The organism is Rhodococcus sp. P4_B6 (assembly GCF_056402215.1).
Window position 1 is genome coordinate 1 of record NZ_JBFUHV010000132.1, and the last position, 26,041, is coordinate 26,041.

19 protein-coding genes and 1 pseudogene are annotated in these 26,041 nt (G+C 68.5%); 8 read left to right on the forward strand and 12 right to left on the reverse strand.

Annotated features, from left to right (window positions below):
* From AC1DWT_RS37695 to AC1DWT_RS37705, 3 genes and pseudogenes are all read right to left on the reverse strand, one after another.
* A pseudogene (locus tag AC1DWT_RS37695) lies at window positions 1-194 on the reverse strand (ISAzo13 family transposase); the annotation flags it as partial.
* 362 nt (window positions 195-556) lie between these two features.
* The gene (locus AC1DWT_RS37700) at window positions 557-1,231 is read right to left on the reverse strand and encodes a DUF8020 domain-containing protein (protein ID WP_072937437.1); all 675 of its coding nucleotides are present in this window, start codon (window positions 1,229-1,231) and stop codon (window positions 557-559) included.
* A gap of 294 nt (window positions 1,232-1,525) precedes the next feature.
* Complete coding sequence (locus tag AC1DWT_RS37705; RefSeq protein WP_477924502.1) at window positions 1,526-1,972, reverse strand: hypothetical protein; 447 nt, start codon at window positions 1,970-1,972, stop codon at window positions 1,526-1,528.
* 619 nt (window positions 1,973-2,591) lie between these two features.
* Between AC1DWT_RS37705 and AC1DWT_RS37710 the strand changes: the two genes are divergently transcribed.
* Window positions 2,592-5,846 carry a heterodisulfide reductase-related iron-sulfur binding cluster gene (locus AC1DWT_RS37710; RefSeq protein WP_477924503.1) on the forward strand — a complete coding sequence of 1,085 codons (3,255 nt, stop codon included), beginning with the start codon at window positions 2,592-2,594 and terminating at the stop codon, window positions 5,844-5,846.
* Window positions 5,847-5,904: 58 nt separating this feature from the next.
* Here AC1DWT_RS37710 and AC1DWT_RS37715 read toward each other — a convergent pair whose 3' ends face one another.
* Complete coding sequence (locus AC1DWT_RS37715; RefSeq protein WP_477924505.1) at window positions 5,905-7,449, reverse strand: Hsp70 family protein; 1,545 nt, start codon at window positions 7,447-7,449, stop codon at window positions 5,905-5,907.
* A gap of 224 nt (window positions 7,450-7,673) precedes the next feature.
* On the opposite strand from AC1DWT_RS37715, the gene AC1DWT_RS37720 reads away from it, so the two are divergent.
* From AC1DWT_RS37720 to AC1DWT_RS37730, 3 genes are all read left to right on the forward strand, one after another.
* Window positions 7,674-9,161: a hypothetical protein gene (locus AC1DWT_RS37720; protein WP_477924506.1), complete on the forward strand. Its 1,488-nt coding sequence runs from the start codon at window positions 7,674-7,676 to the stop codon at window positions 9,159-9,161.
* An 87-nt stretch (window positions 9,162-9,248) separates the two neighbouring features.
* The gene (locus tag AC1DWT_RS37725; RefSeq protein ID WP_477924508.1) at window positions 9,249-10,994 is read left to right on the forward strand and encodes a P-loop NTPase family protein; all 1,746 of its coding nucleotides are present in this window, start codon (window positions 9,249-9,251) and stop codon (window positions 10,992-10,994) included.
* A complete protein-coding gene (locus tag AC1DWT_RS37730; protein ID WP_095861312.1) occupies window positions 10,991-12,439 on the forward strand; it encodes a dynamin family protein in 1,449 nt (482 codons plus the stop codon). The genes AC1DWT_RS37725 and AC1DWT_RS37730 overlap by 4 nt, the downstream gene beginning before the upstream one ends.
* A gap of 6 nt (window positions 12,440-12,445) precedes the next feature.
* Here the strand turns inward: AC1DWT_RS37730 and AC1DWT_RS37735 are convergent, their stop codons facing one another.
* Window positions 12,446-14,392: a S9 family peptidase gene (locus tag AC1DWT_RS37735; protein WP_477924510.1), complete on the reverse strand. Its 1,947-nt coding sequence runs from the start codon at window positions 14,390-14,392 to the stop codon at window positions 12,446-12,448.
* A 24-nt stretch (window positions 14,393-14,416) separates the two neighbouring features.
* A complete protein-coding gene (locus AC1DWT_RS37740; RefSeq protein WP_477924512.1) occupies window positions 14,417-15,817 on the reverse strand; it encodes a carotenoid oxygenase family protein in 1,401 nt (466 codons plus the stop codon).
* A 139-nt stretch (window positions 15,818-15,956) separates the two neighbouring features.
* Here AC1DWT_RS37740 and AC1DWT_RS37745 point away from each other — a divergent pair, with 139 nt between their 5' ends.
* The 3 genes from AC1DWT_RS37745 to AC1DWT_RS37755 are packed head-to-tail and all read left to right on the forward strand — an operon-like array spanning window position 15,957 to window position 18,432.
* Window positions 15,957-17,219 (forward strand): pyridoxal phosphate-dependent aminotransferase, encoded by a 1,263-nt coding sequence (locus AC1DWT_RS37745; protein ID WP_005253480.1) that lies wholly within the window; start codon window positions 15,957-15,959, stop codon window positions 17,217-17,219.
* 56 nt (window positions 17,220-17,275) lie between these two features.
* Window positions 17,276-17,995, forward strand: coding sequence for a helix-turn-helix domain-containing protein (locus AC1DWT_RS37750; protein ID WP_477924514.1), 720 nt, complete (start codon window positions 17,276-17,278; stop codon window positions 17,993-17,995).
* A complete protein-coding gene (locus AC1DWT_RS37755; RefSeq protein WP_477924516.1) occupies window positions 17,992-18,432 on the forward strand; it encodes a hypothetical protein in 441 nt (146 codons plus the stop codon). The genes AC1DWT_RS37750 and AC1DWT_RS37755 overlap by 4 nt, the downstream gene beginning before the upstream one ends.
* Here the strand turns inward: AC1DWT_RS37755 and AC1DWT_RS37760 are convergent.
* On the reverse strand, window positions 18,423-19,604 hold the full coding sequence (locus AC1DWT_RS37760) for an MAB_1171c family putative transporter (protein WP_477924517.1): 1,182 nt from the start codon (window positions 19,602-19,604) through the stop codon (window positions 18,423-18,425). The two genes, AC1DWT_RS37755 and AC1DWT_RS37760, sit on opposite strands and share 10 nt — an antisense overlap.
* Window positions 19,605-19,608: 4 nt before the next feature.
* Window positions 19,609-20,070 (reverse strand): M48 family metalloprotease, encoded by a 462-nt coding sequence (locus AC1DWT_RS37765; protein WP_241031509.1) that lies wholly within the window; start codon window positions 20,068-20,070, stop codon window positions 19,609-19,611.
* Window positions 20,071-20,634: 564 nt separating this feature from the next.
* On the opposite strand from AC1DWT_RS37765, the gene AC1DWT_RS37770 reads away from it, so the two are divergent.
* On the forward strand, window positions 20,635-21,936 hold the full coding sequence (locus tag AC1DWT_RS37770) for a YibE/F family protein (RefSeq protein WP_477924519.1): 1,302 nt from the start codon (window positions 20,635-20,637) through the stop codon (window positions 21,934-21,936).
* Between the two features lie 11 nt (window positions 21,937-21,947).
* Here the strand turns inward: AC1DWT_RS37770 and AC1DWT_RS37775 are convergent, their stop codons facing one another.
* From AC1DWT_RS37775 to AC1DWT_RS37790, 4 genes are all read right to left on the reverse strand, one after another.
* Window positions 21,948-22,172, reverse strand: coding sequence for a hypothetical protein (locus AC1DWT_RS37775; protein WP_072937451.1), 225 nt, complete (start codon window positions 22,170-22,172; stop codon window positions 21,948-21,950).
* Window positions 22,173-22,265: 93 nt separating this feature from the next.
* Window positions 22,266-23,684: a DUF7159 family protein gene (locus AC1DWT_RS37780; RefSeq protein ID WP_477924522.1), complete on the reverse strand. Its 1,419-nt coding sequence runs from the start codon at window positions 23,682-23,684 to the stop codon at window positions 22,266-22,268.
* Between the two features lie 115 nt (window positions 23,685-23,799).
* Window positions 23,800-24,759, reverse strand: coding sequence for an esterase/lipase family protein (locus AC1DWT_RS37785; protein WP_095861318.1), 960 nt, complete (start codon window positions 24,757-24,759; stop codon window positions 23,800-23,802).
* A gap of 106 nt (window positions 24,760-24,865) precedes the next feature.
* Window positions 24,866-26,041 (reverse strand): UDP-glucose dehydrogenase family protein (locus AC1DWT_RS37790; protein ID WP_477924524.1); only part of this gene is annotated, 1,176 nt, incomplete at its 5' end.

Sequence of the window (26,041 nt, forward strand, 5' to 3'; positions counted from 1 at the left end):
GTCACCTCCTCGGCTTCCGCGCGGCCACGGCGCACGGTATCGGCGGCCACACCCGTCGCGGAGGCCACGATCGCCACACCACCGGGACCGAGCTGCGCGGCCTCGACCCCCAGCCACACCCGACGTTGGCGCTCGTTCAAGTGCCCACGAATAGTCTCGTAACGCCATCCCAGCGCCTCTGCCGCATCCGCCATGCCACAACGGTAACGCCATCATCATTAAAAGCGACGTTAATTCCTCGCGATCCCTAAGCATTGGCAAATCCGGCAGGCCAGCTCCGCCGCTGTGACGAGGTTCACTTTCGGAAAGTGCATACGACGACGAACCGCCCGCCTCCGGAAGGAGGACGGGCGGTGTCAGGGGTGCTGCAGCCGTGYGGCTACTTCACCCATTTCGCGGTGCCGGAAAGCGTGCAGACTTCTCGCGAAGACATCAGAGCAGCTTCGGACCGACAGTCACGATCGTGATCACGTAGCCGAAGATGTCGGCCAGGATTCCGAACAGTTCCGCCATGAATACTCATACCTCCCCTGGGCGCACGCGCCTCTGCAACCAGCTACTTCGAACCTTTGTCGTTCTTTGCCCAGACCGTGGTGCCATCGGGCGCCGTCAGAGTCTGCGCAAGCTGGATCCCCGCGACGACCAGAGTCGGACCACCGACGATGACGGTTCCGGCAATCGCACCGACCGCCGCGAACACCGGGACGGTGGCCAGCGCGACGGGCCCGGCAATCAGGCCGACCAGTCCGATCGCGCCGCCGACGACGGTGCCGGCCAGTCCACCGACCGCCGAGGCCAGTGCAAGCTGCTGCCCGAAATTGGCCTGGGCGCGCGTGTTCTCTTCGACCGAGGCAACGTCGCTCAGCGGAAGATCGGCGTCCGCGATCGGCGTTGCCTTCGCGCGATCGATGACGGGAGTCAACGTGAGAGTCTTGCCGTCCTCGCTGACCTTCTCGTCGAACGGGAACTGCAGACCGTCGAAGCGGTACGCGAGGGGCAGCGAGAGGACGGCGTTTCCAGCGCCGTCCTCGAGTGAAACCGATTTCCGATCCGACGACACCACGAATGCGCCTGCGTCGATCTTCGTGACGACTGCCCGGTCCTCCACCCGGGTCTCGTATGCGATGTCGGCTCCGGGCTCGGCCACGGGTTCCGCGATCGCCACCCCGGATCCGGCCGCGAGTGCACCCACCAAAAGTGCCGAAGTCGTAACGAAACGACGCAACTTCATTCCATCCCCTTAAGGTTCCAACCCCATCCGTTGCTAAACAGTAACTTGCTGCCGTGACAGATCCCAATTGAGTTTCGACTCGAGAAAAGTCGGTTCACCAATAGTCGACGAGGGGTTATGGAATTTCGGATCAGGAGCGGCGCCGCGACCGAATTCCAAGAATGGCACCAGTCGTTCATTCAGTAATTGCGACAGAAAGCGGGGAACCGGTCGGTTTCTTCGTGGACGCGGCCCGCACACGACCCGGCCCCGCCGTGCATGACACGACGGGGCCGGCGGATCGAGACGAGGGCCCTACTCGTCCCTGTCCGCGTAGATCGACGTCCCCGGGGCGGCGTTGTACGTCTCCCACAACTGGTATGCACTGACGCCGAGAGTGGGGCCACCGGCGACGATGGTTCCCACTACCCCACCGATGCCCGCTCCAGTGACGAGACCGGCGACACATCCGGCGGGAAGTGTTGCGATACAACCGATTCCGGCACCGGCAATGGTTCCGATCAGGCTCCCGACCGTGACGGCGATACCCACCTGCGCACCGAACTGGCCGAAGGCCCTGTCGTTCTCCTCACGGGACGCGACGTCGTGGAACGGCAGCGGGAGTACCGCGGGTGCCGACGCGGTCGGCGCGGGCGCCACAGGGGCGGGTGCCGAAGCCGGCCCCGCGTGGGAAACTCCGGCAGCAAGACCCATGGCGGCAACCGCCAGGCCTGCCGTTACTGCAGCTCTTCTCACGATCATTGATGCCTCATTTCAGGACCGACGCGACGAAGTACTGATGTGATCGAAGTGCACTGCACGACCCCCGTTTGCGACCGCTGACCAGGGCCGGAAAACACGCTCAGAGTAACAGTGAAATCACGGCCGAAATGTTCATTGACGAAAAATTCATCGGGTCACGAGGCACCGGTCGGCAGTTGGCCGATCACAACGTAATTCGCATGAATTACATGGTGTGAATTACGCCCGGAAGGCGAATTTTCGGCAGCGGCGACATCGACGCTCGGATTATTTGCCCGTCGTTATCCCGCCGCAACGCAACCGCGTCGAATTCGTGACGCAAACTGCGGCTGGAGCAACCCTCGAGGGCTAGTGGACGGCCCCGCGAGGCCGTCGGCCGAAGTTAGGGCGACCTTGGGTGAACGCCGCAATTTCGACCCTTTAACGTGGCGAACAGAAAGTCCGATTGTGGCATGCGCCACATGCCGCATCGGCGCCCCAACTGCAGAAATGCTCCTGAACAGGGCCAAGTTACCCACAGGTAGGATAGATAAGTTACCAGTGGGTAACTTAGCAAGCGTTAGGATCACGAGCAGTCCCGAGGTGGCCGCCCTGCCGCCCTGAAACGAAAGGCCGCGACATGAATGCCCTGACGATCACGTTGGGCACCATCGGCGTGCTGCTGAGCCTCGTATGTTGGTTCTCCTTCATCACAGGCGCATTGAAGATGGTCAACGTCGTCCGGATCGGCCAGTCGGCCCCGGATCGATGGCACCCCTTCTTCCCGCGCTTCAAGCAGATGTGTGTCGAGTTCATCGCCCACACGCGCATGAGCAAGTTCCGCACCGTCGGCTGGGCCCACTGGCTGGTCATGGTCGGCTTCATGCTCGGAGCCGTCGTGTGGTTCGAGGCGTACGGCCAGACGTTCGACCCGGAGTTCCACTGGCCGCTGGTCGGTAACACCGCCGTCTACCACTTCGTCGACGAGATCCTCGGCCTCGGCACGGTCATCGGTATCACCACGCTGATCGTGATCCGCCAGCTCAACCACCCCCGCGTGCCCGCGCGGCTGTCCCGTTTCGGTGGTTCCGACTTCAAGGCCGCGTACTTCGTCGAGGCCGTCGTCCTCATCGAGGGCCTCGGCATGATCTTCGTGAAGGCCGGGAAGATCGCCACCTACGGCCACTCCAACCCGTGGACCGACTTCTTCACGATGAACCTCGCGAAGCTGCTTCCCGCGAGCCCGAACATGGTCGCGTTCTTCGCCTTCGTCAAGCTGATGTCGGGCATGATCTGGCTCTACGTCGTCGGCCGCAACATCACCTGGGGTGTCGCCTGGCACCGGTTCGCGGCGTTCGCGAACATCTACTTCAAGCGTGAGGACGACGGCGACGTCGCACTCGGCGCCGCCAAGCCCATGATGTCCGGTGGCAAGCCCATCAACATGGAGGACGCCGATCCCGACACCGACACGTTCGGCGCCGGCAACATCGAGGACTTCTCCTGGAAGGGCTGGCTGGACTTCACCACCTGCACCGAGTGCGGGCGCTGCCAGTCGCAGTGCCCCGCATGGAACACCGGTAAGCCGCTGTCCCCGAAGCTGCTCATCACGTCGCTGCGCGACCACGGCTACGCCAAGGCTCCGTACCTGCTCGCCGGTGGCCGCAAGGACATGGGCGGTGACGAGGTCGGCCTGGTGAACGGCGAAGGCGCCGTCGACGACGCCAAGCTGGCGGCGATCCCCGAGGCAGCCCGCCGGGAGGCCGAGCGCAAGCTGGTCGGCGAGACCGTCGAAGGCGAGCTGGCCCCGGTCATCGACGCCGAGACGCTGTGGAGCTGCACCAACTGTGGCGCGTGTGTCGAGCAGTGCCCCGTCGACATCGAGCACGTCGACCACATCATCGACATGCGCCGCTACCAGGTGCTGATCGAGTCGGAGTTCCCGTCCGAGCTGGCCGGCCTGTTCAAGAACCTCGAGAACAAGGGCAACCCGTGGGGTCAGAACTCCAAGGACCGTCTCAACTGGATCAGTGAGATGGACTTCGAGATCCCCGTGTTCGGACAGGACGCGGACAGCTTCGAGGACTACGAGTACCTCTTCTGGGTCGGCTGCGCCGGCGCCTACGAGGACCGGGCCAAGAAGACCACGAAGGCCGTCGCCGAACTGCTCGCCACCGCGGGCGTGAAGTTCATGGTTCTCGGCGCCGACGAGACGTGCACCGGCGACTCTGCTCGCCGCRCAGGTAACGAATTCCTGTTCCAGCAGCTCGCCATGCAGAACATCGAGTTGCTGAACTCGGTCTTCGACGGCGTCGAGCAGCGCAAGCGCAAGATCGTCGTCACCTGCGCCCACTGCTTCAACGCGCTCGGCAACGAGTACCCGGAGGTCGGCGGCGACTACGAGGTGGTTCACCACACTCAGCTGCTCAACCGCCTGGTCCGCCAGAAGAAGCTGATTCCGGTCGCCTCCGTCGGTGAGGACATCACCTACCACGACCCCTGCTTCCTCGGCCGCCACAACAAGGTCTACGACGCTCCCCGCGAGCTGATGGAAGCCTCCGGCGCGAAGCTGAAGGAAATGCCCCGTCACGGCGAACGGTCCATGTGCTGTGGTGCCGGTGGTGCCCGGATGTGGATGGAAGAGAACATCGGCAAGCGCATCAACATCGACCGGGTCGACGAGGCGCTCAGCACGGATCCGAAGAAGATCGCGACCGGCTGCCCGTTCTGCCGCGTCATGCTCACCGACGGCGTCACGGCTCGCCAGGAGTCCGGCCAGGGTGAGGGTGTCGAGGTCGTCGACGTCGCTCAGCTGATGCTCTCGTCCATCACGCGTCTCGAGCCGGAGAAGCTGACCGAGAACATCAAGGTCGTCCCCCGCGAGAAGCCGGCCGAACCGGCGGCAGCCGAGGCCAAGGCAGCGGTGGTCGAGAAGGAGCGCGTCGAAGAGGCCCCGGAGGCCGCTGCAACTCCGGCCGCCACGGAAGCTCCCGCGGGCAAGGGCCTGGCTATGAAGGGTCTGGCCAAGGCACCCGGCGCGAAGGCTCCCGGCGCCAAGGCACCCGGTCTCGGCATGGCGGGCGGAGCGAAAGCTCCCGGAGCGAAGGCACCCGGCAAGGGTCTCGGCATGGCCGGTGGGGCGAAGGCTCCCGGCGCCAAGAAGGCTGCTCCCGCCGCGACGGCTGACGCCGGCTCCGATGCTCCGGCAGCGGAGGCACCCAAGCCGAAGGGCCTCGGGCTCGCCGGTGGCGCGAAGGCACCGGGTGGCAAGGGTCTGCAGATGAAGGGTGCCGCCAAGGCACCCGGCGCGAAGGCCGCCGCTCCGGCCGCCGACGCACCGGCCGCGGAGGCTCCCGCCGTCGAAACGCCCGCTCAGGACGCGCCCGCAGCGAAGCCGAAGGGTCTCGGACTCGCGTCCGGCGCCAAGGCACCGGGCAAGGGCCTGCAGATGAAGGGCAAGGCGAAGGCTCCCGGAGCGAAGGCTGCCCCGGCTGAGCCGGCGGTCGCCGAACCCCTGGCTGCCGCACCCCAGGCCGCCGCACCCCCGGCAGCCGAACCGGAGGTCGCCGACACCTCCTCCGCTTCGGAGGCTCCGAAGGCTCCTCCGGCGGCGAAGGCCGGTGGACTCGGTTTCAAGAGCGGTGCCAAGGCTCCCGGGGCCCGCAAGGCCGCGGCGCCCAAGGCCGCAGCACCGAAGGCCGAGGCACCCGAGGTTTCCCCTGCTGAAGCACCGAAAGCCGAGGCACCCGAGGCACCCGAGGCTCCGAAGGTGGAGGAGTCGAACGGCGACGGGTCCAACGGCAAGGCACCGGAGACGCGGCAAGCCCCGCCGCAGGCCAAGCCCGGTGGACTCGGTTTCAAGGCCGGCGCGAAGGCACCGGGCCGGAAGAGCTAGCCGACAGCAGTGAACAGCGACGCCCCCCACCAGTCACGGTGGGGGGCGTCGCTGGTCTCTACCGCGGTCCGGCGCCGCCGCGTCCCGGAGTTCCGCCGCGCATCGGCTGAGCGGGCGCCGGGTTCTGCACGGTGTATTCCTGCACCGAGTCGTCCTGCGCGGTCTCGTCCTGCGCGGTGTCGTCCTGCGCAGTCTGGTCGGCGGACGATGCCTGTTCGACGGACGAGGTGGTGGTCGTCGTCGCCGAGGGCGTGTCGTCCTGGCCGATCAGTTGAGTCGCTGCCGCGCCGCCGCCCAGGAGGACGAGAGCGGCGGCACTCGCCGCGACCATCCATCCGCGGATGCCCGACTTCGGTGCCTTCGCGACCGGGACAATCGTCGGCGTGACGACTGTTGTGGTCGACGCAACGGGCCTGGTCGGCACCCCCGCGGATGCGGAGGGAGGCAACACACGCGACGCTGCCGCCGCGATCGGTCGCGGCGCCGCCGGTGGCCGGACCCGCGGTCCCGGCGCCGACATCACCCGGGAACCCGACTGCCGGAGCGATGCCCGCTCGGCGATCACCGCCGCGCCGCGGGCGGACGCCGTCGCCGGGTCGGGCGAGACGACGAGGGGAACGCCCACGGCGGTCGACAGCAGTTCGGTCACGAGTGGAACCGCCGCTCCGCCGCCGAGGAGCACGACGGCGTCGACGGGGGTTCCGGTCTCGGCGAGTCGTTCGAGTTCACGTGCCACCGCGTTCGCGGCGTGGGTGAGTGACTCGCGGATGACGTCCTCGAATTCGGAACGCATGACACGTATCTGGCGGCGGATGCCGGGGAGCTCGACGGTCACCGCGGCCGAGGTGTCCTGCGACAACCGCTCCTTCGCGATCCGGCAGCGGGCCGCGAGTTCGGCCAGCGCCGCGCGGTGCGCGGGATCGTCGACGTCGAAGTCCGGGTTCGCGTTCTGCACCAGTGCGACCACATGCCCCATCAGTTGTCGGTCGGCGTGAGCCCCGCTGAAGTCGGTGCTCCGCGTCGACGGAAGAACATCGAATTCGTCGCCGCGCCGGGTGCCCACGGTCAGGTCGAGGGAGTGGGCTCCGACGTCACACAGCAGCACGGTGTCGCAGTCGTCGAGTTTCTCGATCCGGGCGACCCACGTGAGTGCCGCAGTGGTTTCGGGGATCACGGTGACGGTGCGGTTCTGCAGCAGACCCCAGCGGCGGATCTCGTCCTCGAGTTCGTCCACCGCATACCCCGACCAGCCCGCCGGAGCCGCGACCACCACATGGTCGGGCGCCGGGGTGCGGCCCCGAATCAGACAGTCGAGCGCCGTGGTCACCAATTGCACGGCCGGGGTGCGGGTCCCGTCGTCACCGATCACCGGAACGGGGTCACCGACTCTGTCGATGAAGTCACGAAAGACGATGCTGCCCTGAGGAAGCGGACCGGCACGGTGCGATCCGAGGGTGGGTGCGCTGCTGGACGACAGCGCGAGTTCGGCGGAGTGCCGCACCACCGTGAATCCGTCGTGCTCGTGGTGCGCCTGCGATTCACCGTGCATCTGTGCGGACACGAACGAGTCGGAACCCATACTGATCCCCATCGATGTCCGCATGTCGTGATCTCCATTCCGTGGTACGGCAGGCGACTTTCCTGCCGATCGAAACGCTAGACCGCCTTCCTGTACCGACCGCTGTGCGCTTCCTGCGATGTTCCTGTGTGCTCGGCGGCGCACGCCCCTAGGGAAGGTGCAGCGTCCTCCCATGGTCTTCCCAGGAATGGCCCATAACGTCGTCGGCAGTCGCCTCGAAGGGGCAAACCCGAGATGAAGGAGCACTCATGACGAGAAGCGAAATCCACCCGTCGGCCGTCCTCGAACACGACGTCCCCGCCCCGCACGCCGCGATCGACGCACGGGCACCGCAACCCGACCTGGGCGGCGCGCCCCGTGCGGCGGACCTTCTCCGCGACGGACTCGACGGACTCCTGCGCGACCTCCGCCCGGCGAACCCCAGCGGCGGACATCCTGCTCAGCACACTGAGCCGCAACAGAATTCGCACAACGGTCCCCGCGAGAACGACGGTCGTGCGTTCGAGAACACCAGCCAGCAGAACACCGGCGGCGACGAGACCAACCACCAGGACAATGCCGGCCACCGCGACGACGCAAGCCACCACACCACCGACACCGGCAACCAGGCCCACGCGAACAACGCCACCGACCACGACGGACGCACCGACGGCCATAACGTCGCGAGCCACGAGAACGCCCAGTCCGGACCGTCGGCGTCGTTCTCCAACCCGGGCCGCGGTGAGTCGGCCGTGAACTCGGGCGCCGCGTCCGCGTCCCAGCCCGCATTCGGCCAGGGCAACCCGGTTGCGACGCAGCCGTCGAGTCTGGCGCCGACGTCGCCGATTTCCGCGCAGACGTCGCCGGCCGTGCAGCCCGCCACGTTCGGTCCGGCGACGAGCGCGGCGCCCGCAACGGCGGCGTCCGCGGCCCAGCCGATCACGGCGACCCCGGTGTCGACCCATTCCGATGCGGCGGTGACGTCGCAGCCTCTCGCCACCACGATCCGGCAGACGAACACCGAACCGGCCTCGGTGACGACGTCGTCCGAACCGGACCGGAATCAGAGTCAGAGTCAGAGTCAGGTTGCGGACCAGCAGAACACGCGGAGCGCGGAGGCTGCCCCGGTCACCGGCGACCAGGGAACGCGAGCAGCATCGACGGACACCACCCCGACCGACTCCACCCCGACCGACTCCGCCACGCAGAACGCGACGGCACCCACCGCTGATCTCGGACGAACCGAGGCGACAACGGCAACGACCGGCAACACCGACAACCATGCGACGACCACCGCGACCCAAACACCGGACGCGACCACCACGACAACCCCGGCGACCGCGCCGGCCGCCGACCTCGGCCAGGCCCAGACGGCCACCCCGTCCACTGCGACCACCACCACCACGACGGCGAGCAGTGACCTCACGTCGACGGACCACGGTTCCGCGGTCAGCACGCTCACGGACACGGCGTCGGACACCGGTCTCAGCCATGACACCGCAGCCACCGACACCGCCACCACGGCAACCACCGACACCGCGACGGCGTTCGACGCGACGACCTCGCACGACACCACTACCTCGTACGACGCGAGCACCACGTACGACTCGGGCACCGCGCTCGACACCGGCACGTCGCTCGACGCGACGAGTGCGACGAGCCTCTCGTCGGGGTTGACCGCCGATTCCGGCAGCACTCTCGACACCCACGATCAGAGCCTGACTGCGACGACGACCGTCGACCAGCACATGTTCTGACCTCGACGTGGCGGGACCGCCTACTCCCCTGCAGCGGTCCCGCCACTCCCCTCGCTCGAATGCCCGTCACCGACTCTTGCGGAGATCATGAACGCCACCCTCGAATCCTCAGCCGCCACCGCCCCTGTGCACCCGAATCTTCCCGCCGAGACCACTGCGTCGATGACGGCTCTGCTGTCGCAGTTGGCGGCACTGACCCGGACTGCAGGTCGCGGTGATCTCCTGACCCGGCTGTCGCACACCGAGTCTCGTCTCGCCGATCCGCGGACGCGGGTGGTGGTGCTCGGCCTCACCGACAAGGGTGTCAGTTCGGTGGCGGGTGCGCTCGTCGACGCGGACGTGTCGGCGACGGCACGGTCCCGGAACGAACCGGTGGTCGTCGAGTACGGACCTGTCGCGTCGGATCCGGATTCGACGGTCACCCTTCCCCACGATCTGCTCGCGGAGGGTCTGGTGCTGGTCGACGCACCCGGTTTCTCCGGTCACGCTCCGGCCCACGCGGCGGACACGCTGGCACTGGTCCCCACGGCGGATGCGGTGCTGTTCGTCTCCGATGCGAGTCAGGAATACACCGAACCCGAGGTCGCCCTGCTGACACAGGTGCACAAGCTGTGCCCGATGGTGATCTGCGCCGTCAACAAGATCGACTTCTATCCGCGGTGGGCGGACATCCAGAAGGCCAACCGCACCCACTTGCAGAATGCGGATCTCGCGCTGCCACTGCTCCCGGTGTCCGCAATGATGCACGCGGACGCTCTCGAGGCGGGCGACGACGCGCTCGACGTCGAATCCGGCATTCCTCAGCTGGTCGACTATCTTCGCAGCCAGGTCGTCGCGAAAGCAGATGTCGTGCTCCGTAATTCGGTGATCGCCGACGTTCGCACCGTGACCGACCACCTGTCGCTGTCGTTGAGCTCGGAACTGGACGCGTTGCGCGATCCGCAGCGCGGCGCCGCGCTCGTCGAGCAGATGACCCGGGCCCGCGCGGCGGCGGATCAGCTCCGCCAGCGAACCGCGAACTGGCAGTACACGCTGGCCGATGGCGCAATCGAATTGATGACRGACATCGAACACGACCTGCGTCATCGTCTGCGCACCGTGATCCGCGCGGCGGAGGAGGACATCGGCAAGTCCGATCCGGCACCGCGGTGGGAGGAATTCGGTTCCTGGCTCGACAGCGAGATCGCGACGTGTGTGCGGGAGAACTTCGTGACGGCTCACACTCGTTCGCAGGCCCTCGCCCTCTCGGTCGCGCAGCGTTTCGCCGAGGACGGCAGGGTCCCGGTTCCGGCGCTGCGCATCGACAATGTGGATCACGTGCTCGAACCCGTGAACACTCTCGAATCCCTGGAAAGTGCACAGGGTTTCACACAGCGCGTGCTGTCCAGCATGCGCGGGTCGTACGGCGGCGTGCTGATGGTCGGTCTCGTCACGAGCCTGGCAGGCCTGGCCCTGGTGAACCCCTTCTCGATCGGCGCGGGAGTGCTGCTCGGCGCCAACACGTATCGCGAGGACCGCAAGGCGCGCACCGCCCGCAGGCAGGCGGAGGCGAAGGTGGCGGTGTCGAGACTGATGGACGACGTGATCTTCCAGGTGGGGAAGGAATCGAAGCAGCGGCTGCGGGAGGTGCAGCGCGTCCTGCGCGACCACTTCACCGATCTGGCGAACGAGATGCTCCGTTCCGTCGACGATTCGCTGCGCGCGGCGACGGACGCGTCGAAGTTGCACGACGATCACCGTGCGACGCGGTCGGCGCAGATCCGCACGGAACTCGACACATTGCGGCAGATCCGCGTGCAGGCCGCCGGATTCGCGGGGCCGGTGGCGGCATGAGCGTCACTCGCCTGGGCGTCCAGACCCGCCAGCTGATCGATGCCGCCCGGCACGAACTGCGCGGCGACCCCGCATCCGTCGACGTACTCCGGCACTGCGGGGCCCGCCTCGAGGAACCGCTGCGCGTCGCCCTCACCGGCACGCTGAAGGCCGGGAAGTCGACGCTGCTCAACGCGCTCGTCGGCGAGGAGATCGCACCCACCGACGCCACCGAGTGCACCCGGGTGGTCACCTGGTTCGAGCAATCCGCCACGCCGCGAATCGATCTCACCCACGACTCCGGACGCCGCACGCGACTGCCCGTGCACCGGGACGAGGGCCGGCTCTCGCTGGACCTGGGCACGGTGACCGCGGATCGGGTGGAGCGGCTGCAGGTGGGGTGGCCGTCGGCGCTGCTCGGCGAGTTCACGCTCGTCGACACGCCGGGAACGTCGTCGAACTCGCGGGACGTGTCGGCGCGGACCCGGGCGCTGCTCCTCCCCGAGGAGGGCCCGTGCGACGTCGACGCCGTCGTCTACCTGACCCGGGGCACCGACGGCGCGGACGTGCGGTTGCTCGACCAGTTGCAGACGCGGGTCGGCACGGCCGCCGGTCCGCTCGGCATCGTCGGTGTGCTGTCGCGGGCCGACGAGGTGAAGGGCGGCCGCGAACGCACCCTCGACGCGGCCCGGGCCGCCGCCGACGATGCCGGTCGCCGGGTGCAACGCAGCCTGCTGCCCGTGTCGGGACTTCTCGCGCTGCGCGGTCGCACTCTGCGTCAGACCGAGTTCGACGACCTCGCGGTGCTCGCCACCGTTCCGGAGGGCACCCTCGAGTCCGCGCTGCGTTCGATCACCCGGTTCACGGCGGCGGACACCGATCTCGTGCTGTCGCCCGGTCAGCGACGCGACCTCCTCGAGAGTTTCGGCCTGTTCGGTATCCGGTTCGCGGTCATGCTGATCCGTGCGGGCGCGACCGACGCTCCGGCGCTGGCCCGCGAGCTGACGGCGCACAGCGGCCTCGAGGATCTGCGCCGCACGCTGCACCTGCAATTCGGTCAGCGCAGCACCGAACTGAAGGCGCACTCGGCGCTCCGCACACTGAAGGCCGTGCTGGCCCGGACCCCGTCGTCGGCGAGCCGCAGCCTGAGCCGGGCGGCGGATCGCCTGCTCGCGGACACCCACGTGTTCCGGGAACTGCGGGTGCTGTCGGGCCTGCGCTCGAGCGGTCTGCAGCTCCGGGACTCGGACGTCGTGCTGCTCGAGCGGGTGCTCGGCGGTGAGGGCATGTCGCCGCACACCCGCCTCGGCATGCCCGCCGACGCCGCCCCGGAGCAGATCTCGCGCGTCGCGCTGACGGCCCTGCGGTTCTGGCGGTCCCAGGCGGGGCGCCCGACCATCGACACGGCGACGGTGCAGGCGTGCGCGTGTGCGGCGCGTTCCTGCGAGGCCCTGCTCGCCCGATGAACGCGTCTACCCCTCGGGCTGCCACAGTTCGAGTCGCGGAATGTCCGGCGGCTCGAATCCCAGTACCTGCCCGTAGAAGGACAGTTCGGCGTTACGGGAGCTGATGAGGGTGGCCAGCTTCCGGAATCCGTGCGACTCCCCCTCGTACTCGAGGTACGCGTGCGGGATGCCCTTCTCCACGAGCGCATCCCGGAACCGTTCCGCCTGCGACGGCGGCACGATCGGATCGTCGAGCCCCTGCAGCAGCAGGACCGGGCAGTTCAGCCCGGCGACGTTGTTCAGCGGCGCCCGCTCGGCGTAGAGGTCGGCGGCCTCGGGCAGCGGGCCGATCAGGCCGTCGATGTACCGGGACTCGAAGTCGTGCGTCTCTTTCACGAAACCGTCGAGTTCGGCCACACCGAAGTAGGACGCACCGCAGGCGAACACGTCCGACGTCGTCAGTGCGGCGAGCACGGTCCAGCCGCCGGCGGATCCGCCTTCGATCGCCAGCCGGCGGGGGTCCGCCATCCCCGCCTCGGCCAAGCCGGTCACCGCGGTCACCACGTCCTCGACGTCGACGACCCCCCACTGGCCCCGTAGCCGGTTGCGGTATTCGCGCCCGTACCCGGTGGACCCGCCGTAGTTCACGTCGACGACGCCGATGCCGCGGCTGGTGAAGAACGCGAACACGGGATTCAGCGACGGTGCGACCCGCGACGTCGGTCCGCCGTGCACGAACGCCACGTACGGCGGCAGTTCCCCTTCCTCGCCCCGGTACCGCGGGTGCCGGGGTGGGTAGGCGATCACATGGACTTCGCGGTCGGCGCCCTGGAACGTCAGCTGCCGGGCTTCGGGAAGGTACGCCGCCTCGGGCAATTCGGTGACGGACAGCCTGACGGTGCGGAGTTCACCGGTGTCGAGGTCGAGTTCGCGCAGGCCCGACGGGGTCTGGGCGCCGCCGGTGAGCAGCAGGATCCGGTTGCCGTTGCGATCCCCGAGACCGATGCTGGTGAGTCCGTCGAGCGGGATGTCCACCAGCGAACCACTGGCCGGATCAAGCACGGCGAGGGTGTCGGTGCCGAACGTGCGCACGGTCAGCAGTGTGCCGTCGTCGCGGCGGGTGTGCCAGCGGCCGCCGAGCATCCACAGGGCACCGCCGAAGTCGGCGTCCATCGGGCACAACGCCACCGGTTCGGGGTCGTCGATGCCCACCCGGTAGAGATTCCACCAGCCGCTGCGGTCGCTGATCGTGTACAGCTCGGTGGGCCCGACCCATTCGGGTTGCAGCACCGATTCCTCGGTACCGCCGAGAAGTGTCCGCACTTTTCCGGTGACGCGGCCGCCCTCGACGGCCACGACCCTGAGCTCGGTGCCGTCCCAAGGCATCTGGGGGTGGTCCCATGCGATCCAGGCGAGGTGTCTGCGGTCCGGAGACAGCCGCGGATTGGCCAGGAAGTCCGAGCCGGCAACGACGGACCGCACCCGATGCGGGTCGTCGGCCGCCGACCCGTCCAGCGGGACGACGCAGATGTCGCGGGARACGCCGCCCTCGGTGTCGTGCGTTTCGCGGACCGCCCACACCTCGCCGTCGACGACCGACAGGTCGCCGTACCGCAGCGAGCAGGTTTGCGGCGGTTCCGGTGTCAGCGGCGCCGGTGTCCCGCCTTCCAGCAGGTACAGGCGCTGGTCGCTGAATTCGGCGAACACGAGGCGGCCGGCGTCGGTGACGGTCCAGGCGCCGCCGCCGTACTCGTGGACGCGGGTGCGGGCGTTCCACGGCGCGGGCAGGACGTCTTCCGGTTCGCCGTCGAGGCCGAGGCGCCGCACCGCGACCCGCCCGCCTTCGCTGGGCCGCAGTTCCGACCACCACACGTCGTCGCCCACGTACCGGCCACCCTCGACGGGGTGGCCGCTGGAGGCGAGGTCCGCCGCCGCGATCGGAGAGGGCCAGGAACCGTAGGGCGCAGAGGTCATCCGCCGAGGATATTCCGCCGCCCGCTACTCCGCAGGCAGCCACGCGCCGTGAAGGCCCGCCGGAACCCGAATCGGTAGCCGCACCTTCCCGATCGGCCCCGACCCGGGGTCGTCGGCGGGCAGCACGAAGAACCAGGACGACATGTCGCTGCGGTCGGTGCCGATCATTCCCCAGTACTCGTGTTCGGCGCCGGGCATGAAGATCGGTTCGCCCACCGACACACTGCCCGGGTCCCAGTGCGTCTCGGTGCCGCGGGCGGTGTCGAAGAACCACAGCGAATCCTGCCGTCCCTGGCTGCGGTCGAGTTTGCCGACCGTCGCCACCGTGCGGTGCCCTCGGGTCAGCTCACGGTCGTCGACCCGCGGGAACTCGACGTCGCGGTCGCACACCACCTCTCGCGTCACCCGTCCACTGCCGGGGTCGACGACGGCGCGGACCAGCGAGCCCATCGACGGCTCCGGGGCCTTCGCGAACCCGCCGGGATACGTCCATTCCACGTAGTCGACGCTCACCCTCCCGTCGGGCAGGTCGAAGGCGTTCGCGAAATGCCACACCCAGTACGCGTCGTGCGTCGTCCACCGCACCGGACCGCCGTCGCGGGGTATCAGCGCGATCCGCGTGCCGTCCTCGGGCCGCCAGTCGAGCACGGACCCGCCGGTCAGCACCGCGGCGATGTCGAAGACCAGCGGGCACAGCATGAGCACGATGTAGTGCTGGGTGAGCGCCATGTCGTGGACCATCAACGGCGTGTCCACGCCCTCGACCGCCGTCGGGGTCCGCGCCACCGAACCGTCGGGGTTCACCACCGACCACGTCAGATACGGGGATTCCAGCATGTAGTTGAACAGCACCATCTGCCCGGTGACCGGGTCGATCTTGGGGTGCGCGGTGCTCCCCACACCCATGGCGCCGTCGCAGTTGTCCCGCCCCAGCGTGCTCAGGTCGGCAGGCTCGAGGCGGAACGGCAGCGTGGTTTCGGCCATCGCGAGCAGTCGCCCGCCGTGCCGGACGATGTTGATGTCGGGCAGTTCCCGGGACGTGCCCGCCAGGTCGGGTCCCACTTCGTCCTCGGTCGGCGTGTACAGGTCGGTGACCCCGGGCCAGATGACGTGCCCGGCCTTCTCCTCCGCCTGCACCATCGGGGTCCGGACGAAGCGGTTGGTGTACCGGGCGGTGCCGTCGGCCAACTCGATCCGGTGAACCATGCCGTCGCCGTCGAGCGGATACACGTAGGTGCCGATCGGGTCGAACCGCGGATTGGGACCGTTGCGCAGGTAGGTGCCGTGCAGATCGGCGGGCAGTTCGCCGATCACCTCGAGATCCCGGACGTCGACCTCCTCCCGCTGCGGCGCGAACACCCCGACGAGGTGGCTGTGATGCGCGACGTCGACGGGTCCGGGACGACGGGTTACCGGTGCTGACATGGGCGTCCTTCCCTCCGCGCGCGGTGAACACGACCCCCTCTCGAGGGTACGACGGGCTCCTGCGCGGGCGGCGTGTTTCGACGACACGACGACGGTCCGATACCCACCAGTAGAAATCGGGTTGCCCGGGAGTGGGAGAATGACCGTCGTGAGCAACCCAGACCACGGCCACCACCGCATGCCGCATCGCAAGCTGGAGCAGTCCACCAAGCTCCAGAACGTGCTCTACGAGATTCGTGGACCGGTACATGCCCACGCCGCCCGGCTGGAGGCGGAGGGACATCGGATCCTCAAGCTCAACATCGGCAACCCCGCGCCGTTCGGTTTCGACGCGCCCGACGTGATCATGCGCGACATGATCGCCGCGCTCCCGTACGCGCAGGGGTACTCCGAGTCCAAGGGCATCCTGTCGGCACGGCGCGCGATCGTCACCCGCTACGAACTGGTCGCCGGGTTCCCCGAACTCGACGTCGACGACATCTACCTGGGCAACGGCGTGTCCGAGCTCATCACGATGACGATGCAGGCGCTCCTCGACAACGGCGACGAGGTGCTGATCCCCGCGCCGGACTACCCGCTGTGGACGGCGATGACCAGCCTCGCCGGCGGCACCCCGGTGCACTACCTGTGCGACGAGGGCAACGACTGGAACCCCGACATCGCGGACATCGAGTCCAAGATCACCGACAAGACCAAGGCCCTCCTGGTCATCAACCCGAACAATCCGACGGGTGCGGTGTACTCGATGGAGGTGCTGCAGCAGCTCGTCGACCTGGCGCGCAAGCATCAGCTGCTGCTTCTCGCGGACGAGATCTACGACAAGATCCTCTACGACGACGCCAAGCACATCTCGCTCGCGACGCTGGCCCCGGATCTGCTGTGCCTGACGTTCAACGGCCTGTCGAAGGCGTACCGCGTCGCGGGTTACCGGTCCGGCTGGGTGGCCATCACCGGCCCCAAGGAGCACGCCGCGGGTTTCCTCGAGGGTCTCGACCTGCTGGCCTCGACGCGTCTGTGCCCGAACGTGCCCGGTCAGCACGCCATCCAGGTGGCGCTCGGCGGGCACCAGAGCATCGAAGACCTGATCCTGCCGGGTGGCCGGCTGCTCGAGCAGCGTGACGTGGCCTGGGAGCGCCTCAACATGATCCCGGGTGTCTCGTGTGTGAAGCCGAAGGGCGCGCTGTACGCGTTCCCCCGCCTCGACCCGAACGTCTACGAGATCTACGACGACGAGAAGCTGGTCCAGGACCTGCTGCTGCAGGAGAAGATCCTGATGGTGCAGGGCACCGGCTTCAACTGGCCGGACCACGACCACCTCCGGATCGTGACGCTGCCGTGGGCGCGGGATCTCGCTGTCGCCATCGAGCGGTTCGGTAATTTCCTCACCAGCTACAAGCAGTAGGATCGAGACACAGCAAGCGACACGCGCGTCGCTTGCGTGTCTCCTGGGGGAAAAGAATGGTCACCAGCACCCGCGCGCGTTTCGGACAATTCGTCCATCGGCGACGGCGTTTGCTGAACCTCACACAGGACCAGGTCACGGCCGCCGGTGGCCCGTCCGACGCAGCTCAGACGCGCGCCGAGAACGGGACCGGCCCGGATCCGAGCATCGAGACGCTCCGCAAACTGGATGTCGCGCTGCGGTGGGCGCCGGGCAGCGCGGCCCGCACCCTCGACGGCGGTCACCCCACTCCCCTCGAGGCGCTCGACGGGGACGAGCGGGCGCCGTCGTCGCGTCCGCTGACGCTCGGACCGTCGGAGATTCCGCTGGACCTGGACACGATCATCGAGATCCTGGGGCCGCACACCCAGCTCACGAAGCTGAGCGTGGCGCACCCCGAGGTTCCGGGGCTGGTCGAGGCGGCGGGTGAACTGAGCCGTGTGGTCTCGAAGATCACCGGCTCCTACGTGACGCGGTTGCTGGAAGTCAACGGAGGACCCGCCGGACCCCGCCAGCCGCTGGTCGAGTTCGCGTTCGGCCACCTGCTGGAGGAACCGTCGACCGTCACCGACCCCCGCGAACTCGAGGAGGCGCGGTATCGCCGTTTCCTCTACGGCCGGGGGGAGGATCTCGACGCGGCCACCCGGGAGCGTTTCTGGCGTCGATGGGAAGACGCGGTGAAACTCGTCGCCACCGACGATCCTGAACGCAGCGGAGACGCGGAGGTGACCGCATGAACGGGGTGCCGTTGTCGGTGCGGGTCAACCGCCTGTTCTCCCTCGCCCACGATGTCGACGGTCCCGAACCGGGCGAGGACACCGTCGCCGCGGGGGTGTCGCGGATCCTCGGCCGCCCCGTCGCGCCGTCCGAGATCGAGTCGCTGCGCACGAACGATCACGAGCCTCCCGAGCCCGACGTCCTGCGGGCGGTCGCACAGCACTTCCACGCCCCCGAGCAGTACCTCGCGGCCGACGGCTACCACGACTACGACACCCTGGTCCGGTTCAAGATCGCGGTCCGCGAGGCCGGGGTGCGGCACCTGTCGATGCGATCGCTCGACGCGGACGCGGAGCCGACCACCGCCGAGATGGAATCGCTGATCCCGCTTCTGGAGAATCTGCGGCGGAGCCACGGCCCCTTGCCGGTCGCGTCGCCGGACCCCCGTCAGACCTGAGCGGGGACGCGCGCCGACGGGTCCTCGGGTCCGCCGAACTGCGGGAGTCGCCGCGCCCACAGGGCGGCCGCCACACGCTCGCCGTCCGTCCAGTGGTCGGCCAGCTGCGCCAGTTCCCACGGTTCGCCGCCGACGTCGGTCGCGAACCGGTGCGTCGTCCCGCCCGTGCCGTGCGCCCGGTGGCCGGCGCTGCGGGCCAGGCACGCGAGGTGCAGTCGCGCCGCCGTGACCACCGGTGGTGCGCTGCCGGTGAGGTCGCCGAGTTCGACCACGACGTGCCGGTCGAGGACCATGATCGCGTCGCGGATCTCGACGCTCATCCGGTCCAGCCGGCCGCGGGCGGACAGCGCCCGGCGGTCGGCCGGACGCAGTTCCAGGACCACTTCGGGGACCGCGCCCGTCAGGGTCCGCCACATCGGCTGCAGCCGGCGAGTGACCCGTCGCGACCGCCACCGGTGACCGAGCGCCCGGATCACCGGTCCCGCCGAGATGATCGCGCCCGCCGACACGACGAGCACGCGGATGAACGCCCCCGAGTCGCTGTGCGATTCGGTCAGTGCGTTGTCTTCGCTGACGGCGTTGACCACCCCGGTCGTCATGACGACACCCATGTCGAACACCTCGAACAGCGACAGCGCGATGACGGCGAGAAACACCCGGCGCTCGTGTCCCGGAGTGGCGCTGTGCACGGCTTTCAGTGAGATCCACAGATTGAGCGCGGCGACGGCGAGGATCGGAACGGCATACGTGATGCAGTAGGCCGCGAAGAGCCAGCCGCCCTCGTCCGCGATGGCGACACCCCGCGACCGCGCCGGGGCGCTGAGGGCGATGAGGATCGCCCCCGCGACGAGGCACACCGACAGCGACACGACGTGGATGCGGGGTAGACGCGCCGGGCCGAGCGCCCACGCGGAGAAGAGACTGATCAGCGACGCCGCGGTGAGGATGATGCAGACGTTGCTGAGGGTGTTCGCGAATCCGTACCCGAACCAGAGGTCGAGCCAGTGCTGCGCCAGCGACCGCTGGAGGACCAGGGAGAGCGAGGCGAAGACGAGGGCGGCGTTCATCCGGCGTTCGGCGACCGTCGACCGGACCAGGGCCACGCGCAGGAGGGTCGTCCCCCAGACGACGGCGAGCAGCGGCCAGCTCACGTAGGTGGGCGGTTCGTACACGGCGTCAGAACGTTCCGAGCATCCGCGACACCCGTGCGTCACCGGCGGTGTCGCCGCCCGTCGTCACGCGGCGGCCCGCCATGATGAGGGTGGCGAGCAGTTCCGCCTCGTATTCCTGATCGTTCGAATAGTTGGACCGGCCGAGCATCTTGACCACGCCTGTCGTGTCGACCGACGGCGCGGCCACCGACAGCACCGTCGAGTCGACCGAGGTGTCCCCGATCGTGTCGCGGTCGTGGCCGAGTTCCATGTGCGCCAGTTCGTGGCAGATGATGTGGGTGGCGTGCACGTCCGACATCCCTGTCGCGTAAAGGATCACGTCGTCCTCGGCCCGTGCGAGCCAGAGTCCGGAATGTCCGCCCTGGACCAGGGCGTGCGACACGGGGACCAGGTGGATCGGGCGACCCCGGCGGGCTGCGACACCGCCGATCAGCTGATCCCTGTTCCAGGGCACGGGAATACCCATCTCCGCCACGATCCGGCGAAGATGGTTGCTGGGTCGTCGCGACGGCCGCGAGATTCGCACTGGAACACCTCCGAACGGCCATAATCCTAGGCTGTCGGCGTTCGAGGTCACGACATGTGGGCGATTTCACCTACCCGGTTGACGAATACCCCTCATGTGTCGGTAGATTGGCAACCGGCACCTCGAGTGCCGCGAGCACCTGTCGCCCCTCCCCCCCCTGTGGGCGCCAGGTTGGTGGCGGGGTCAACCCCCCCTGTACCCCGCCACCCAGCTCGGCACTTCTCTCCACGCAGCGGCTCGTCGCCCGCGGAACACACCCCTCGTTCGGAGTTCCGGACCACCCTTGCGTGAAGCTCGGCGTTCGCTGCAGATTAGCTGCTGCGTGCCATGTTCCGATATCTAATCACACCGGCGACATATAAGCGACACGAGAGCAATACACACCGGACAGGTCGGCAACACCGGCACCGCCCGCCACTTCCGTCACAGCGTTCCCGGCCTGCTTCCGGCTACCCTGTCGTGCGTGCGGAGACAATCCCCCCAGCAGCCGACGCGAAGCGGACGATGAGCGAATTCCACGGACACGGCCACGGCCATGGACACGGCCACAGCGACGGACCGGCCCCGATGGGCCCCGTCGCCGCCAAGGTGGTCGTCGGGCTCCTCATCGCCATCGGTGTCGCGGTACTCATCGGCGCCGTCGCGTTGTGGCCCGGCAAGCCGAGCGTCGACGTCGAGCAGCCGTTCCAGAGCGCCCAGGGCGGTGCCGTCGTCACGGAGTCGGGCACGGTCACGATGCAGAACATCGGCGACTGCGGGAGCCCGTCGGCCGGGCGGGTCTTCACCGGCGCACCGCTGCCCGCGCCCGCCGGCGCCTACGAGTGCCAGCGCAGCATCGTCGACATCGAGTCCGGTCCCAACACCGGCACCCAAACGCTGCTCGAGATCATCCCCGGCCCCGGCCAGCCCGACCTCCGCGTGGGCGAAAACATCCGGCTGTCCCGCCAAACGGATGTGAACGGCACGACGGAATACTCGTTCGAGGACTACGCCCGCGGTCTGCCCGTCACGCTCATCGCACTCGCATTCGCCGTCGTCGTGATCGCGGTCGCGCGGTGGCGCGGGTTCCGGGCGCTCGTCGGCATCGTCGTCTCGTTCGGTGTGCTCGTCCTGTTCACACTGCCGGCCCTGTTGGACGGGCAACCGGCGATCCCGGTGGCGCTCGTGTCCGGCGCCGTCATCCTGTATGCCGTGCTGTATCTCGCGCACGGTATTTCCCTGCGCACCAGTTCGGCGTTGCTGGGCACCCTCGCGTCGATGGCCCTGGCGGCGGTCCTCTCCTACGCCACCATCGAGATGACGCGCCTGACCGGGTTGTCCGAGGAGCAGAACACCAACGTTCAGACGTATATCCAGCACGTCAGCATCACCGGCCTGCTGCTGGCCGGCTTCATCATCGGCTCGCTGGGCGTGCTCAACGACGTCACCATCACGCAGGCGGCGTCGGCGTTCGAACTGGCCTCACTCGACCCGGGCGCGTCGAGGCGCCAGATCTTCGGTTCCGCGATGCGCGTCGGCCGCGATCACATCGCCAGCACCGTGTACACCCTCGTCCTCGCGTATGCCGGCGGGGCGCTGCCACTGCTGTTGCTGTTCAGTGTGGCGGGGCGGTCGATCCAGGACGTGCTGCTCAGCGACGCCGTGGCCATCGAGATCGTGCGTTCGGCGGTCGGCGGCATCGCGCTGGCGCTGTCGGTTCCGCTGACGACCGCGATCGCGGTGATGCTGGCGCGCCCGATCGGCGCGGGTCCCAGCGGCAACGCGGCCGCAGTCAGGCCGTCACGGGGCGGCCGTCATTCCAAGTAACGGGTAGTCCGCTAGCTGAAGAGTCCGACCTCCCGGAGGACGATGAAGATGATGGCGATGACCATCAGCGCGTAGACGGTCAGCATCGTCACCTTGGCCGCATGTTCGCTGGTGGGCGGGAACATCTTCAGGATCGGCTTCGTATACGCCACGAGCCGTCGTGTCTCTGCCGGCGCGGCCGCCGAAGACGGGGGAACGTTGGGAGTGCTGTGGAACTCCGCGGGATTTGCAGTCACTGCACACATCCTCTCTACGCCGGAACCATTCCCATCGTAGGCCCGCGGAGCGGGACCCGACACCTCGAATCGGCAGGCGGGCCCCGGCGACGTCTAGGTTCCGGGGAACCTGGGGAGTTCGGGCAGCTGGAACGGCGGCAGTTGGATCTGCGGCAGGCCGGGAAATATCGGCGGAGGCGGAGGTGGCGGCGGCTCGGGCTGCGGCTCGGGAATCCGGATCTGCGACGCCGTCTGCACGGGAGCCTCGACGGTCTCGGACGTCGGAGCCGGCGGGGGCGTCGTCGGTGACGGTGTGGCCATTTCGGTGACGACCGGCGGTTCGGTGACGAGTTGCGTGGTCACCGGCTGCGACGACCCCTCGGTGCGCGCCCACAGATTCTTTCCGTATCCGAGACCGAGGCCGATCACCGCCACCACGGCGAGCGCGGTGCCCGCCAGCGTGGCGCCCCGGATCTGGATTTTGGCCACCTGCTGACTCGGCGGCGGCGCCGCGGCGCTCAGCCACGACGGGGTGCTCGACGGCGCACCGCTGCGCGCGACCACTGCACTCGGAGCGTGCCGGGAGACGTCCGCCTCGAACACGGCTCGAGGTGCGTACTGCGGCGGCGGGAGGACTCGGGCGACCTCGACGGCCGGCGGCACCACCTGCTGGGCGAGCAGCGCAGCACCTTGTGCCGCAACGAGTTCGGGATGGTCGGGAACGATGACGGGCAACCCGAGCCACGACTGCAGCACCGTGCGCACGAGGGGAATGCGCGCACCGCCACCGGTGAGCACCACGGCATCCGGGTTCCGTCCCGACCGCGTGATCACGTCGCGGGCGAGGCGCGCCGACGATTCGACGGTGACACCGATGAGCGAGTCGAAGACGTCGCGCGACAACAGCAGCAGACCGCCCTCGCCGGGCACGGCGACGGCGCCGCCGGTGGAGAGCCGCTCCTTCGCCTCGCGGCAGCGGAGGTCGAGCGCCAGGCTCGCGGCCGCGTCGCGGGGCGCCTCGATGCGGTTGTTCTCCAACTGGTTGGCACGAACCATCCGGTCGAAGACGTCGCCGCTCACCGTGTCGGTGCGGACCGTCTCGACCACCTCACCCGTCGCCCGGTCGACGACGCTCACGGTGAGCCCGGAACTGCCCAGGTCATAGAACACGAGCGTCGCGTGGTCGCCGAGGGCTCCCGAGACGTCGAGGAATTTCAGCGCGGCCGAGGCCTCGGTGACGAGTTGGTAGTTCGCGAGTTGCTGCCGGGCCATCGCCGCCTGGACGGCACCCGCCTGCGCTTCGTCGCGGTAGGCGACGCCGGTGGCGTGCACCTGCCCGGCGTCGGGTGCCCCGGCGAGGACCACGCCGATCGATTCGGCGGCCAGCTCCTCCGGCAGATCCCGGCCTGCGGCGACGACCTGGGCCCGGAAATCGGGGACGTGCCGGCTTGCGGCGTCGTCACGGTTCACGGAGTCGGGTCGCGCCAAGCGCACAGCGCTCGCACCGACCGACACACCTAGAACCGAACTCATGGGCCGCCTAACTCGACTGTGCACGGGTTCGATCCGGAATCCCCCCACTCCATGGCCCGCAGTCTAGCGAAGCGGTCCGACACGGCAACCGGGCAACCGTTCGGCGGCAGACAACTCAGAAGTTGCTCGCGATGATCACTCCCGGGATGCCCGTGCCCAGCGGCACGAACGCGCACGGCGGCACGACCACGTGGGCGGGATCGAGCGTGTTGAGCACCAGTTGCTGGGAGTACGGGTCGTAGGGCAGGTTGAAATGTCCGGTCTGATCGATCGGGCACAGGTCCTGGACGAGGATGTTGGTGGCACCGGGGTCGTGCAGCGCGACGTTGGTGTACGGCTGGATCACCTCGTCGTAGCGCGTCCCGATCGTGGTGTATTCGGCGCCGGGGACGGTGTCACCGCCGGCATTGAGGGCGGTGAGGAACGGCGATCCCTGCACCTGTTCGGCAAGCGCCTCCGAACCGATCGCTTCGATCAGTTCGGTGCCCCCGGGAACGGACGTCACCGCCGTCGCGATCCCGAAGAACGTTCCCCCGTAGGTGGGCGACGCCAGACCGATCCAGTGGTGCACCTTCGACGCCCCGCCGAGCCTGTTGACGTAGTACCGCGCCACCGTCGCGCCTTGCGAGTGCCCGATCAGGTCGACCTCGCCCGCGCCGGTTGCGGACAGCACGTCGTCGACGAACACCTCGAGTTCGGCGGCCCCCTCGGTCATCGTCTGCATCCCGAAGTGTTCGGTGCCCGGTTTCCGTCCGTAGTTCAGGGCGAACACGCAGTAGCCGGCGGCTTTCAGTTTCGGGCTCAACCCGGCCCAGTTCGAGTAGGCACTGCCGTCGCTTCCGTGCACGAGAATCACGGGACGGGGGTGCGCGGAATCGGGGCGGCACGAGAAGTCGTTGGCACCGGGCGGCGCGGAATGCGGATGCTGCTTCGCATACGCGATCGCGGTGCCGGCGTCGGATTGCGGAGGCCCCGGCAGGGTCGGGACTTCCGCCGCGTGAGCGGGCGCGGCGCCGAGCAGGCAGATCACGGCAGCGAGGAGTGCGAGTAGGGATCCGTGACGTGCCTTCGACATCGCCCAGCCCTCCGTTGCGATTTGGGCTGACGCTACCGTTCGCCGATGCCGCCGGCAGTGGAGATCGTCAAACCCGTTATCGCAGGGGCCGCCAGGTCACGGGTCGCTATCCCCTGCCGAGCCCCCGATAGACCCACCCGGCCGTGCGCCAATCCTCGGCGTCGAGGCAGTTGCGGCCGTCGACCATCACCCGGGCACGCACCACACCGTTCAGATCCTCCGGTTTCAGGGCGGCGAACTCCGCCCACTCGGTGAGGAGCAGCACCGCGTCCGCGTTGTCGCACGCCTCGACCGCCGACGTCGCGTAGTTCAGCGTCGGGAACAGCCTGCGGGAGTTGTCGAGGGCCTTCGGGTCGTAGACGCTGACGACGGCTCCGTGCAACTGCATCATTCCCGCGACGTTGAGTGCCGGGGAGTCGCGGACGTCGTCGGATTCCGGTTTGAACGCCGCGCCGAGGACGGCCACGTTGGCGCCGAGCAGCGACCCTCCGCACGCCTGCGCCGCCAACTCCACCATCCGGGTGCGCCGGCGCATGTTGATGCTGTCGACCTCCCGCAAGAAGTGCAGTGCCTGGTTCGCGCCGAGCTCACCGGCCCGGGCCATGAACGCGCGGATGTCCTTGGGCAGGCAGCCGCCGCCGAAGCCGAGACCGGCGTTGAGGAACCGCCGGCCGATCCGCGCGTCGTAGCCGAGGGCGTCAGCGAGTTGGGTGACGTCGGCGCCGGTGGCCTCGCACACCTCGGAGATGGCGTTGATGAAGGAGATCTTGGTGGCGAGGAACGCGTTGGCCGAGACCTTGACCAGTTCCGCGGTGGCGAGGTCGGTGACCAGGAACGGAATGTCCTCGCCGAGCAGCCGGGCGTACAGCTCACGCAACTCGGCCTCGGCGCGTCCGGGGCGCAGGCGGTCCACGCCCAGCACCATCCGGTCGGGGTGCAGGGTGTCCTCGACGGCGAAGCCCTCCCGCAGGAACTCCGGGTTCCACGCCACCTCCACGGCGTCACCCGCCGGCGCGAGCGCGCGGGCCCGCGCCCCCAGATCGGCCGCCGTCCCGACGGGAACGGTCGACTTGCCGACGATGACGGCGGGGCGATCGAGCATCGGCGCGAGGGTGTCGATCACCGAATGCACGTGCCGCAGGTCCGCGCCGTACTCCCCCTTCTTCTGCGGGGTGCCGACGCCGAGGAAGTGGAGGTCCGCGAACTCCGCGGCCTCGCGGTACGACGTGGTGAAGTGCAGTCGGCCGGCGTCGATGTTCCGGCGCAGGACGTCCGCGAGCCC